Raw genomic sequence first — 11,809 nt, forward strand, 5'->3', positions numbered from 1 at the left:
AGTTGAGATAGAGGATGGCTACGAGGAAAGTTTTAAACGAGCTTAAGGAGAAGATAAGAAGCTTCCTCACAAACATAAAGATAAAGAGCATAGAGTTTGAAGGACCGAACTTGGTCGTATACGTAGAGGACCCTAAACAGCTACTGGGAAGCGGAGACATAATAAAGAGGCTCGCAAAAGATCTGAGAAAAAGAATAATAGTGAGGGCAGATCCCAAGAGCAGAAAACCACCGGGAGAGGCGGAAGAAATAATAAAACAAGTTGTTCCAGAAGAGGCAAAGATAACGAGCATATTCTTCGACGAAGAGAACGGAGAGGTTATAATTGAGGCAGAGAAGCCGGGGATAGTCATAGGAAAGAGAGGAAAAACTCTCAGAGAGATAATAATGGAGACCGGCTGGAGTCCAAAAGTCGTTAGGACCCCTCCGATAAGGTCCAAGACGATCGAAGACATAAGGAACTACTTGCTGAGCGTAAGAGAGGAGAGAAAGGAGATACTAAAAAAAGTCGGAGAGAGGATTCACAGGGGAACAATCTACGAAGATAAATGGGTGAGGATAACGTTTTTAGGTGGATCAAGAGAAGTTGGTAGAAGCTGCTACCTCCTACAAACGCCAGAAAGTAAGATAATGATCGACTGCGGAGTTAACGTTTCTAACCTCAACCAAACTCCCTACCTCTACGTTCCCGAAGTTGCTCCCCTCGATAGCATAGATGCGGTGGTTGTCACTCACGCACACCTCGATCACTGCGGTCTGATTCCGATCCTCTACAAGTACGGCTACAAGGGTCCGATTTACCTAACCCAACCAACCAGAGACTTGATGGTGTTGCTCCAGCTCGACTTCATTGATGTAGCAGTTAAAGAGGGAGGAGTAACTCCCTACGAATCCCAACACATCAGAGAGGCTTTGAAGCACTCGATAACCCTCGATTACGGAGTCGTCACGGACATAGCTCCGGATGTCAGGCTAACTTTTTACAACGCCGGACACATTCTTGGCTCAGCCATAGCCCACTTCCACATAGGAGAAGGACTTTACAACGTTGCATTCACGGGCGACTTCAAATTCGAAAGGACGAGGCTTTTCGACAAAGCCGAAACGAATTTCCCAAGGCTCGAAGCTTTAGTTATGGAAGCCACTTACGGAGGAAGCGAAGACTTTCAGCCTTCAAGGAAGGAAGCGGAAGAGAAGCTAATTGAGGTGATAAACAAAACTGTATCGAGGGGAGGAAAAGTACTAATTCCTGCTTTTGCGGTGGGAAGAAGTCAGGAGGTTATGATCGTCTTGGAGGAAGCTATAAGGGAAAAGAAGATTCCGGAAGTCCCCGTTTACTTGGATGGAATGATCTACGAAGCTACCGCCATCCACACCGCTTATCCGGAATACCTAAACGCTCATCTAAGGGATCTGATTTTCCACCAAGGTGTGAACCCCTTCATTTCGGAGAGCTTCGTCAGAGTAGACTCAGCTTCAAAGAGGGATGAAGTCATAAACGATAAATCCCCGGCTGTGATAATAGCCACCTCAGGAATGCTGAACGGCGGACCGGTAATGGAGTACTTCAAAGCTCTGGCTCCGGATGAGAAGAACACCCTCGTCCTCGTAGGTTATCAAGCTGAAGGAACTCTCGGTAGAAGAATACAAAAGGGTTGGAAGGAAGTTCCCTTCCCAAGCAACGGGAAGAGAGAAGTCGTTTACGTGAACATGGAAGTCGTCACGGTGGATGGCTTCTCCGGACATTCAGACAGGAGGCAGCTCATAAACTACGTGAAATCCCTAAGCTCGAAACCAGAGAAAATTCTCACAGTCCACGGAGATGAAGGAAAGTGCATCGAACTCGCTTCGGCGATATATAAAACCTTCAGAGTTGAGACGAGAGCTCCTATGAACCTTGAAACGGTGAGGCTTCTATGATAATAAGCTTCGTCGGAACTTCAGACAGCGGAAAAACAACTTTGCTAACCAAAATAATCCCAATTCTCGTGGAACACGGATTGAAAGTAGCTGTTGTCAAGCACCACTCCCACGGAGATTTCGAGATAGACAGAGAAGGGAAGGATTCTTGGAAGCTATATCAGGCTGGAGCGGATGTGATAATCTCCTCTCCTGTGAAGATGGCGTTTATCAGAAGAGCCGACAAAGACGATCTTGACGAAATTTACGAACGCTACTTGAAAGGAGACTACGACCTCGTTTTAACGGAAGGTTTCAATAAAGCTGGAAAAGATAGGATTGTCATCGTAAGAGATCCAAAGGACATAGAGTACTTCAAGCACGGAAAGATTCTTGCCGTTGTCTGCGACGAAAAAGTGGAAGGTTATACTTGGTTCAGAAGGGATGAAGTCGAAAAAATAGCAGAGTTTATTATCAAACTCGTCAAAAGTTGAGCATGGAGAAGCTCAAGCATCTTCTCGATCACTGGATGGAACACAATAGAGAGCATGCAGAAAAGTATAAAGAATGGGCTGAAAAAGTGAGAGAATCTAACCCAGAAATTTCCGAAATTCTTGACAGGGTTGTTGAAAAAATGGAGGAAATTGAAAAACTCTTAAAGGAAGCCTACGAGAAAATAAAATGAAAGTGGCTTTTTTCAGTCCGAAAAACAGTGCGAAGGATGTAATCGAAGAGGTAAAAAAATTCGGCTTTACCCCAATTCACGTGCCAATGGTCGAAATAGTGGAGAGGGAAATTAACGATGTTAGAAATGCCGATTACACGATTATAACGAGCAAAACCGCCGCAAAAATTGCCGTAAAAAGGAATCTCATTAGAGGAGAGGTTATCGCAATCGGAGAGAAGACAGCAAAAATACTTGAGGAGTACAATCCCGTACTCCCCTCCAGATACGATTCTAAGACGCTTTACGAGGACTTTGAAGAGTTGCTTAAAGGAAAAAAGGTAAACTTGCTGAGGAGCGATAAGGGAGATGAGATTCTGCTAAAGCTCTCGGAGATTTGCGATTTAAAGGAATACGTCCTCTACGAAATAAAGCCGATTGTTGGAGAAGAGCAGAAAAGTATCGTCAGGAGGATAGTTGAGAAGGAAGTTGATGCCGTAATTTTCTCAAGCAGACTGATAGTCAGAAGCTTTTTCGAAAACGCCAAAGCTTGTGGAGTTTATGATGAAGTCGTGAAAAGGCTCAACGAAATTAAAACGGTGGCTTTGGGAAAACCCAGCTGGAAGGAGCTGAAAAAGTTTGGTGTAAACGCAGTCTTCCCCGAAAAGTACACCTTCTCAGAGGCTTTGAAGCTCATAAGATAACTTTAAATACAACTCCGCAAACTTTCTGCTATGGCGAGAAAACCAGCGAGAATGTGGAGGAGACTCGAAAGACCCTACACAAGAAAGGAGTACATCGACGGTGTTCCTGGACCAAGAATTAGGCAGTTCGATATGGGTAATAGAACAGCTTCATTCCCCGTCATGGTCACCCTTGTAGCTGAAGAGGCTGTGCAAATAAGAGACATGGCTCTGGAGGCTGCGAGAGTTGCCGCGAACAAGTACATAACGAAGAAAGCCGGAAGCAGCAACTACTATCTGAAAGTGAGAATTTACCCGCACCACGTTTTGAGAGAGCACAAGATGGCTGTCGGAGCTGGAGCTGACAGAATTTCCCAAGGAATGAGAAAAGCTTTCGGCAAACCCGTCGGTTTAGCAGCACAAGTTGAGCCGGGAACGAAGATAATGAGCATATGGACAAAACCAGAGTTTTTTGAAGCGGCAAAGGAAGCATTAAGAAGAGCTAGTCAAAAACTTCCGACTCCTACAAGAATAGTAGTTGAAAAAGGTGCGGAGCTACTTAAGGGCAAGGTTTAACTCTTTTAAGTAATTTTCCAGTTCTTTTCCTTCAACAAAAGGAATCCCGTTTTCTTCCGCATATTCCATAGCTTTTTCCTTCGGCAAAGCTTTTCCGGTTTCTTCGTCAAGCATTTCGCAAATAGCTACAGCCGGAGTGATCCCAGCCAATTTCGCAAGAGCTACGCTCAACTCCGTCTGACCTCTTCTTTCTTCAAGAAGTCTCTCGGCTGCTTTCAACAAAGCAACATGTCCCGGACTCCTAAATTCCTTTGCGAAGTCGAATTTTTCTCCCCTTAAAACTCTTTCAACAGCTTCGCCAATCTTCCTTATCGTCAAACTTCTGTCCAAGTCTGTTATTCCGGTATATGTGTCAACGTGATTTACCCAAAGGCTAAAAGATGAGCGAGAGTCGTAGGGTACTTTTTTCGCGAAACCTTTCAAACTTGCGAATTTTGAAGAAGCGGCTTCAAGAACTTCGTGCATGAAGGGTAATCCAAGCTTCTCAGCAGCTTCGTAGCTTATCGCCACGCAGATTAATCCTCCGCCGTCTATTCTCATCATAGCCACATCTTTCGGCTTCACATTTAAGGCTGGGATGGCTATGTCCGTCTCACCCTCTCTGTCGTCGTAATCGTAAATCAAAACGGGCTTACCTTTTCTGAAGCTCTTCACGGCTTCTTCGATCATATTTCCACCTCCACCTCAACTTCGTCACCATCCTTCAGTCCAAGCTTCTCCCTCAAGTTCACCGGAGCTATAATCTCCAGAACATCCTTGGAGTAGTGGGTTCTCTCGGGAATTATCACCGCCCCTTTAACACCATTTATCGAGCATATGAACGCTTTCACGTTTCCAAAAGTTCTATCTTCGGTTTTGAAACCTTCTATCAGGATTCCTTCCTCCTCATCCATCCTCGCTCTGAGAATAACCTGATCTTTCGAAAGTTTCAGGTTAAGCGTTCCCGGAAAAGGATCGAAGCCGAGTTTTTCGATGAACTGCTTTCTGTATCCTTCAAGGGAGACGTAGTACTTCCCCTCCCCGAGACCGCTGATAACTCTGCCTCTGATAACAACCTTCCCCATATCCTCGAAAATCTTCTTGTAGTCGAGGTACTCCTTGTAGAGAAGTTCTCTGCCCTTTTCCGTTATTACCACGTACTGCCCATCCTTCTGAATAATCCTCTCTATATATCCCATTTCCTCAAGCTCTTTCAGTTTTCTCGCTGCCGTCTGAATGCTTTGGTTAATTTTTTCGGCGAGGTCTTTCGAGCAAATTTTCACGGCTTTCTTCGTAGCGTTCATTAGCGCGAGCTGCTTCAATGTTTCTATCATCTTCTCAAAAATGAGATGCTTCTCAGATATAAATATTTTGATCACGTTTTGGCTTTCACATTCACGATGTACTTCGCCACAACAACCCTATCAACGTAAACCGTAAAGTTTGCCCAGTTGCCATTTAAACGAGCATCCCCGGGGAGAGTGTTAAAGAACTCGTACCAAAGCTCCGCATAAGGAGATGACACATTCAGGTGAATGTTTCCCGAAACCTCTTCTGAGAAAACCACCACGGAGGTCGTGTTGAATATCAGCTTAACTGATCCCTCCCCAGCGATTGAGACATTTCCCGTGAGCTTTGATATGATTATGACCGCTACCCTTTTAGTAGATCCGGTAGGCGAGTCAACGTAGGAGGTATGGATGAATATTCTCGGCTCTTCTATAGCTTTCTTGTAGCCGTAGTATTCTTCCCACACTGCTCCATTTTCGAGGGTGACTCTGAAGTCTTCAAGCTGGTAATTTAAAGATCCCACGTACTCGTCAACAGTTATGTTTCCGGCTGTTAGAACAACTCTCGTTTCGTTGGAGATCCAGAAGCTTCCCCCTTGCATTTCAATCTGTATGCTTTGCAGAGGAGCTCCACCGTAAGTCGAAATCGATATGACGTTTAAAATTCTCTTAAAGCTCTGCCTCACGCCTTCAACTCTGAACTTTTCGCTCGTGTCTTCCACCATGCTGTTGACCTTGAGGTAAACCATCGAGATCGCTGCAACTACTATGCTCAAAATTAGCATGTATCCAAGAATTTCCGAGACGGCTTTATCCCTCACTCCACCCTCACCTCGTAAAGTACTATGTAGGAGTCCCTAACAGTGAAACTCACGGTGTTTCCGCTTATCGTCGGATTTACTCCAAGCTCGCGGAAGAAATCGTACCAAACCTCGGCGTTGTTGCTCGTTAAGTCCACTCTCGCCGCTCCTGTTTTCAGCAGCGAAACATTCTGAAGAGAGAGAAACACGCTTACAGTCCCTTTCCCTCCGGTAGATACACTCCCGTTAAAGGAAATTAACGGTAGCGTCAGGGTTTCACCGTTTAAGTAGATTGGCGGGGGGAAAACTAAGATTTTTCTTCCGTCTCTGATTTCCAAAATTGCTCCGTTCTCCATCACGAGCTCCCAATTTTCTCCGTAGAATACTATAGAGGAAACTCGATAACTCGTTCCGTTAATCGCTATGACCGGCTCATTCCTCATTGCGACACTCACACCGCTGAGGTGTATTCTTGCAGTGGAATTCGGTTCAGCTCCAAACCTGACCTGATCTATCTTTTCCCTCAGCTCCACCATCGAGAAGTAAGCTTCCCTTTCTTTAACAGCTTCTCTACTTCCGAATATTACCGGCTGAGACGCCACAAAAAGCATTCCTACCATCAGCGATACGAGCAGAATTATCATCAGCGTTCCTACAACTTCGGAGCTCACGAGATTTTCACCACCGCCTTCGTGGACTCCGAAATTCTTCCGTAGGTAACGTTCAGATAAACCGTTTCAATCGATCCCGTGAACGGGATGGGTTCGTAAGTAACATTGCTTACTCTCTGAACGTTGAGCACGTAATCTCCGGGTTCGTTTGCAACAACTCTAAACACGAGCTCGATCTCGTCGTTAATGTAAACCTCCGGAATTTGAACCTGCACCGCTGTCCCGTTCGAAGTCGTGAAAATCACCGGCTGAGAAGCCGTCGCGTTTCCGGAAATTAAGACCTCCACACTATCTGGAAGTATTTCCAAACCCTGCGGAACGACATCAGTAATCGTCACATTCCTCGCTGCAATTTTGAACGCTTTTGCTATTTCCACGTACGCATCTATTAACTCCTGAACATTGGTTGCTTGGTAGAAGCACTTTTCTCCGTTGGGTTTCGAGCTTGCTATGCTCATTAAGAACGCCTCATTGGCATCGTATCCGAAAGCTATCGTGCAGATCGATATATTTTCTCCGCCGATGTACGTGTTCTTTATATCGTCTGCTTCCTCAGTTGCTCTTTGAGCAGCTTCATCACAGTAGCTTGCTCCGTTGCATCTCGGATCGTAGTAGGGATTGCTTGGGTCCCAAGCGTAACTCCCCCAAGTAGGCTCTCCATCGCTCAAAAGTATTATCAGCGGCTTCGTTCCGGAGACAACAGTTGTATTTTCGAGTAAAGCCTCCTTAGCTTGATTGAGCGCATAGTATATGTTGGTAGCTCCTTCCGCCGAGAGAGATTTTATGTCGCTGTTTACCTCGCTCTTATCCGTCGTGAGGTAAAGGGGCGAGGTAGGGTTAAACTGGTGTTTGTAAGCTGTATAGGAGTAGTCGACCAAACCCACTTGATCACTCGCCTCAAGTTCGTTGTTGAACGAAATCGAAGCTATTCTCGCTGAGTCGAGTTTTTGTATATCCGCATATCCGTCATAGTTTAAAGCGGTTGCAAAGGACTTTGGCACAATATAGTAGGAGTACGTAACCCCACCACTGGCCGGTTCGAAATAGCAAACCGTTGATGTATAACTCAGCAGCCACCTTCCGTTATAGTAAGCACTGTCATCGCAAAATTCAAAGAAAGTACCATATCGAGTCCACGTGTAAAAATCTGAAGCCGTACTTTGACTGAGCCTGAGAATAAGATACTGGTAAGAATCTCCGCTTGTGAAGCCCGTTGGTAGAGTAATATTAACTACCGTGTAGTTGTTTGTGTAACTTGTGGCTGTCGAATATGTTCGAACCCAGATGCCTTCGTATCTGTAAACATCAAGGTAGAGCGGAATGGTTTTTGGAACTGCAACAATAACGCTCACAGTCCAAGTACCAATCTCTCGCGAAGAGACATAGCTATCGTAAAATCCGACACCATCTGCGAACTTGTAGTTGTAATCCCAAACATCCCCATCAGCTTGTTCAACCTGTAACTTAAACGCATAATATTTTGGATAACCGCTCCACCAGGGGGAAAAGTCATCTGGAGAATAAACTTCTATTGCAATCGGTTTTCCTAAATATGACTCATCGACGTCAATTTGAACAGTCCAAATTTTCGGAGAAATCTGCCCGCTAAAGGACTTGTACATCGTCGGATAGTTCATACTTCCAGAAACATCTACAGCATGAACAACAGATAAGGCTGTTCTCGTCTCCTCCCCCCTTATCCCTCTCCCCTGAAGGTACACATGTACCTCGAAAGGCTCTCCCGGGGCTACTTGGGGAGGAATTACGAACTTCTTGACGTAGATGTCCGGAGGTTTTGATTCGTTGCTCGTGATCGTTAATGTTACCCTGTCCGTATCATTCAGATTGTAAGTTAAGTCGTAAACTGTCAGTGTTATGTTGCAGTAAGCCGTCAGATTCAGCGAATCGTAATTGCAGTAGTTCTGAAACTCCGTCGGGTTCCAAGATACGGTTATGTTGAAAACGGAATCGCCGAACCCTTCGAAACTCGTTCCGTTCCACAGCTCCACTCTCCAACTCCACCAACCGAAGGCTGAGGATTTCGACACGTCTATCTCCACCGTTCCGTCTTGCGATGCGTTGGCAAAGACTACAGCCGGTCTCACGATTAAAACGGCACTGGGAAAAATGGGCGTTCTCTTCTCGAACTCGATCGTGTGGTTGCCCGAGAGGCTGTGAGTCATACCCTGCGGCTGGAAGTACAAAGTTGCCGCCCCAAGTCCAAGGTACTTTTCGTACTTTTCGTCCTCGGAGAGAAGATAGATGTAGCTGAAATTACCCACGCTTTTAAACTCCACGGTGTACTCCTTATCTCCTATGCTGCTGGGCATTCTTATCGAAGCTTTCATGTATCCGTTGTTTGGAGAGATAGTAAGCGTATCAATTATCTGAGCCGAAATCTGCGAAGAGACATCGGAAAACTGATTCTCTATGACTTTTCCAATCTGAATTTCCTCAAGCTGGTGGTTTAGCTGAAGGGTGATCACTACAACAAACAGAGAGAGGATCGATAGGAGGAGGAGGTATTCGACGAGGATCGAGACTCCCTTGTCGTTCACGTACAACCACCTCCGACTTCGCAGTAGAGCGTGTCGTTGTACTCTAACCCTCCACCCACGTAGACTATCTTCGCGTTAAACGCCAGTCCAACCTTCCCGATTTCGATTTTAAACGCTGTAACGTCCGCATAGCAACCCTTCTGAGCGTATAGCATCCTTATCTGGTCGCTTACGTTGTTTGCGAAATTACTCATCGCCGACGGGTCGTTGCCGATTAGGGCTGCTACGCTGAGGTAATCCCTCTCGACAATCTCCCTCAGATTCCTTATCTCCTCCTTAGGAAAAACAAGAAGAGTCCTTGATGTCTCCATTCCGGCAAGCAGGTTTTGGGTGTAAACTACCGAGAGTCCAACTATAATGCCCGAAACAACTAAGGCGAAGAGAATCAGGATCTGAGCTCTATTTACGCTCTCCATAGTATCAGCCTCACTTCGACAACCACAGGAGTGTAGGAGGGGACATCGCCCCTGTAGAAAGGAGAATCAGGAGAGAGCTCTCCATTTCTCAGGACTACAAATCTGCTCGCAGCGACAGCTTCCGGAGTAGGATTGTTGTTCACGAGTACTCTCGACTCTATTTTGCTCCCGTTCACCCAGTATATCTCAATTCTAAAATTAGCCGGCTTTACGAGAGTTCGAACAGCCTTAACGAATTCGTCGTTCGGTTCGAAGCTCGAATTGAGTTTTATCAGCATGCCTTTCAACGTGTCGTTTCTTGAGGGTTCCCCGTCGAGGACTCTCAGCGTATCGTAAGCTATTTGCTTGAGCTGAGCGTCACTTAGCTCGCTCCACAGAGGTGAGACAACGAGAGAGCTCTGGAAGAGCGTGTAAGTTACCACAAAGAGGAGGAGAGCAGCCATTATTCCTTCGAGCGTCATCATCTGGGCTTTCACCATACAACCACCACCAGCTTGGCAACGCATCTCCCAGCTACGACCGTAGGGTTCCCTACAACACTGCAGTTGTCGAGCCAGACCAATCTTTCGTATCTCGCAACTTGAAAAGTGCTCGGACTTTTTCCGACGTCGAGGATTGGAAATCCAGAAGTGTTAAGCAGAAGTTCCCTCTGAAAAGGCGTTGAATTTATCGTTTCGAGACTCACGTGAAAATCGTAATCGGCATCCGGGGTCTTAAGACCGAGAAACGTTTTAATTCGATCGTAATCGGATTCTACAACTTTTTTAAATGCGACAACTTTCGAGATCGAAAGCTCGCACGGTTTTGAAGCTAAACCCGGAAGAAAGATTACGTTTCGCTCGCTCCAGTAATTCTCCCAGTCCGTTCCATTAGCCGTGCCGTTGCTCCATTTTCCCGGAATTTCAGCTAATATGACCGAAACTTTGTAAGCTTCGCTCGACAGCGAAATCTCACTCCTCACCTCACCAAACAAACCAACTATAAAGTTGGATATCATGAAGAACGAAAATAGGAATATCGACAAACCCACGAGCAAATCTAAGCCCAGCTTCCCGGTGGTACTTCGCATTATAATTATATCATCGCACCGCAAGGTATAAGCTTTACTCAAAAACGTGAAATTACAATCAGCTAAATTTTTAACCACGCGCAAGCTTCTAAAAGCATGGACTCAATAAAAATCGGCATCGTAGGAGGGACAGGCTACACCGGAGGAGAACTTCTGAGAATTCTTGCAACTCATCCGAAAGCTGAAATCGTAGCTGTAAGCTCAAGGAAAGATGAGGGAAAGAAAATCTACGAAGTGCATCCCCATTTAAAGGGTTTTTACGATGTCGAATTCGTTTTGCCTGAGCTTAAAAACTTCGAAGATTGCAATGTCGTTTTCACAGCTGTTCCCCACGGAGAGGCGATGAAATACGTCCCCCAGTTTTTGGAGGTCGGAATCAAAGTAATAGACCTCTCGGCAGATTACAGGTTGAAGAAGGAGGTTTACGAGGAAGTCTATGGTAAAAAGCACGAGGCTTACGTAGAAGCGGTCTACGGACTGACAGAGCTGCACAGGGAAGAGATAAAGAAAGCAAATCTTGTCGCTAATCCCGGATGCTACCCGACAGGAGCGATTTTAGCTGCTGCTCCATTAGCTGAAAAGGAGCTGATAGAAAGAGTAATCTTCGATTCCAAGAGTGGTATAACCGGAGCTGGAGCTTCGCCAACGGATTTCACGCATTATCCAAACCTTCACGAGTCAATAGTCCCTTACAAAATCACCGAGCACAGGCACTATTACGAAATGCTTCAGGAGCTGAAAGCTCTGCAGGAAGACATCAGGATCTCCTTCACTCCGCAGGTTTTCCCGGGATCGAGGGGAATTTTAACTAACGCTCACATTTTCCTGCGAGGAGATCTCGAAGAGGAGGAAATTAAGAGGATATACGAGAAGTTCTACAAAGGCTGCAAATTCATAAGATTTCAGGAGAGCGTCAAGCTAATCTACGTTAGGGGAAGCAACTTCTGCGACATATCGATTCACAAAGGAAAGGACAGAGAGGTGATAATTTCGGCTATAGACAACCTCGTGAAGGGAGCAAGTGGCCAGGCAGTTCAGAACATGAACGTCATGTTCGGGCTGGAGGAGGATGAAGGTTTAAATTACCCTCCGCTGTTCCCATGAGCTGCAAAGAAGCTTTGAAGGAGATAGCAAGGAGAAAGCTACTCTTCGGAAAAGATCTCGTGAAGAGAGTCATTGAGTGCGAAGAAGCTCCGGAACTTATAG

At 45.7% G+C, this 11,809-nt stretch carries 14 protein-coding genes; 6 read left to right on the forward strand and 8 right to left on the reverse strand.

The features are described from left to right. The first annotated feature begins 14 nt into the window (after positions 1 to 14). From F7C14_RS03765 to rplJ, 5 genes are read left to right on the forward strand one after another with little or no spacing between them, the layout of a single operon-like run. The gene (locus F7C14_RS03765) at positions 15 to 1,919 is read left to right on the forward strand and encodes a beta-CASP ribonuclease aCPSF1 (RefSeq protein WP_290900075.1); all 1,905 of its coding nucleotides are present in this window, start codon (positions 15 to 17) and stop codon (positions 1,917 to 1,919) included. Further along, the gene (gene mobB, locus F7C14_RS03770) at positions 1,916 to 2,392 is read left to right on the forward strand and encodes a molybdopterin-guanine dinucleotide biosynthesis protein B (protein ID WP_290900077.1); all 477 of its coding nucleotides are present in this window, start codon (positions 1,916 to 1,918) and stop codon (positions 2,390 to 2,392) included. Before F7C14_RS03765 ends, mobB begins: the two co-directional genes overlap by 4 nt. Before the next feature lie 2 nt (positions 2,393 to 2,394). Then, the gene (locus F7C14_RS03775) at positions 2,395 to 2,583 is read left to right on the forward strand and encodes a hypothetical protein (RefSeq protein ID WP_290900079.1); all 189 of its coding nucleotides are present in this window, start codon (positions 2,395 to 2,397) and stop codon (positions 2,581 to 2,583) included. Then, complete coding sequence (locus tag F7C14_RS03780; protein ID WP_290900081.1) at positions 2,580 to 3,266, forward strand: uroporphyrinogen-III synthase; 687 nt, start codon at positions 2,580 to 2,582, stop codon at positions 3,264 to 3,266. Before F7C14_RS03775 ends, F7C14_RS03780 begins: the two co-directional genes overlap by 4 nt. Before the next feature lie 30 nt (positions 3,267 to 3,296). Next, positions 3,297 to 3,821: a 50S ribosomal protein L16 gene (gene rplJ, locus F7C14_RS03785; protein WP_290900083.1), complete on the forward strand. Its 525-nt coding sequence runs from the start codon at positions 3,297 to 3,299 to the stop codon at positions 3,819 to 3,821. On the opposite strand, the gene ribB is transcribed toward rplJ, so the two are convergent. The 8 genes from ribB to F7C14_RS03825 are packed head-to-tail and all read right to left on the reverse strand — an operon-like array spanning position 3,801 to position 10,603. Continuing rightward, complete coding sequence (ribB, locus tag F7C14_RS03790; protein WP_290900085.1) at positions 3,801 to 4,490, reverse strand: 3,4-dihydroxy-2-butanone-4-phosphate synthase; 690 nt, start codon at positions 4,488 to 4,490, stop codon at positions 3,801 to 3,803. The two genes, rplJ and ribB, sit on opposite strands and share 21 nt — an antisense overlap. Further along, positions 4,487 to 5,134, reverse strand: coding sequence for a winged helix-turn-helix domain-containing protein/riboflavin kinase (locus F7C14_RS03795; RefSeq protein WP_290900087.1), 648 nt, complete (start codon positions 5,132 to 5,134; stop codon positions 4,487 to 4,489). The genes ribB and F7C14_RS03795 overlap by 4 nt, the downstream gene beginning before the upstream one ends. Before the next feature lie 41 nt (positions 5,135 to 5,175). Next, entirely contained in the window at positions 5,176 to 5,910 is a 735-nt protein-coding gene (locus F7C14_RS03800; RefSeq protein WP_290900089.1) for a hypothetical protein, read from the reverse strand. Continuing rightward, the gene (locus F7C14_RS03805; RefSeq protein WP_290900091.1) at positions 5,907 to 6,560 is read right to left on the reverse strand and encodes a hypothetical protein; all 654 of its coding nucleotides are present in this window, start codon (positions 6,558 to 6,560) and stop codon (positions 5,907 to 5,909) included. The genes F7C14_RS03800 and F7C14_RS03805 overlap by 4 nt, the downstream gene beginning before the upstream one ends. Next, positions 6,557 to 9,118 (reverse strand): VWA domain-containing protein, encoded by a 2,562-nt coding sequence (locus F7C14_RS03810; protein ID WP_290900093.1) that lies wholly within the window; start codon positions 9,116 to 9,118, stop codon positions 6,557 to 6,559. The genes F7C14_RS03805 and F7C14_RS03810 overlap by 4 nt, the downstream gene beginning before the upstream one ends. After that, complete coding sequence (locus F7C14_RS03815; RefSeq protein WP_290900095.1) at positions 9,115 to 9,534, reverse strand: hypothetical protein; 420 nt, start codon at positions 9,532 to 9,534, stop codon at positions 9,115 to 9,117. The genes F7C14_RS03810 and F7C14_RS03815 overlap by 4 nt, the downstream gene beginning before the upstream one ends. Next, the gene (locus F7C14_RS03820) at positions 9,522 to 10,013 is read right to left on the reverse strand and encodes a hypothetical protein (RefSeq protein ID WP_290900097.1); all 492 of its coding nucleotides are present in this window, start codon (positions 10,011 to 10,013) and stop codon (positions 9,522 to 9,524) included. Before F7C14_RS03820 ends, F7C14_RS03815 begins: the two co-directional genes overlap by 13 nt. Then, complete coding sequence (locus F7C14_RS03825) at positions 10,007 to 10,603, reverse strand: hypothetical protein (RefSeq protein ID WP_290900099.1); 597 nt, start codon at positions 10,601 to 10,603, stop codon at positions 10,007 to 10,009. The genes F7C14_RS03820 and F7C14_RS03825 overlap by 7 nt, the downstream gene beginning before the upstream one ends. Positions 10,604 to 10,699: 96 nt before the next feature. Here F7C14_RS03825 and argC point away from each other — a divergent pair, with 96 nt between their 5' ends. Beyond that, positions 10,700 to 11,707: an N-acetyl-gamma-glutamyl-phosphate reductase gene (argC, locus tag F7C14_RS03830; RefSeq protein WP_290900101.1), complete on the forward strand. Its 1,008-nt coding sequence runs from the start codon at positions 10,700 to 10,702 to the stop codon at positions 11,705 to 11,707. Positions 11,708 to 11,809 lie beyond the last annotated feature (102 nt).

This window comes from Ferroglobus sp., assembly GCF_015521575.1.
Classification (GTDB): Archaea; Halobacteriota; Archaeoglobi; order Archaeoglobales; family Archaeoglobaceae; genus Ferroglobus.

Coding starts and splice junctions, on each gene's coding strand:
- argC (WP_290900101.1), top strand. CDS start 10,700: ATGGACTCAATAAAAATCGGCATCGTAGGAGGGACAGGCTACACCGGA.
- F7C14_RS03765 (WP_290900075.1), top strand. CDS start 15: ATGGCTACGAGGAAAGTTTTAAACGAGCTTAAGGAGAAGATAAGAAGC.
- F7C14_RS03775 (WP_290900079.1), top strand. CDS start 2,395: ATGGAGAAGCTCAAGCATCTTCTCGATCACTGGATGGAACACAATAGA.
- F7C14_RS03820 (WP_290900097.1), bottom strand. CDS start 10,013: ATGGTGAAAGCCCAGATGATGACGCTCGAAGGAATAATGGCTGCTCTC.
- mobB (WP_290900077.1), top strand. CDS start 1,916: ATGATAATAAGCTTCGTCGGAACTTCAGACAGCGGAAAAACAACTTTG.
- F7C14_RS03780 (WP_290900081.1), top strand. CDS start 2,580: ATGAAAGTGGCTTTTTTCAGTCCGAAAAACAGTGCGAAGGATGTAATC.
- F7C14_RS03815 (WP_290900095.1), bottom strand. CDS start 9,534: ATGGAGAGCGTAAATAGAGCTCAGATCCTGATTCTCTTCGCCTTAGTT.
- rplJ (WP_290900083.1), top strand. CDS start 3,297: ATGGCGAGAAAACCAGCGAGAATGTGGAGGAGACTCGAAAGACCCTAC.
- ribB (WP_290900085.1), bottom strand. CDS start 4,490: ATGATCGAAGAAGCCGTGAAGAGCTTCAGAAAAGGTAAGCCCGTTTTG.
- F7C14_RS03825 (WP_290900099.1), bottom strand. CDS start 10,603: ATGCGAAGTACCACCGGGAAGCTGGGCTTAGATTTGCTCGTGGGTTTG.
- F7C14_RS03795 (WP_290900087.1), bottom strand. CDS start 5,134: ATGATAGAAACATTGAAGCAGCTCGCGCTAATGAACGCTACGAAGAAA.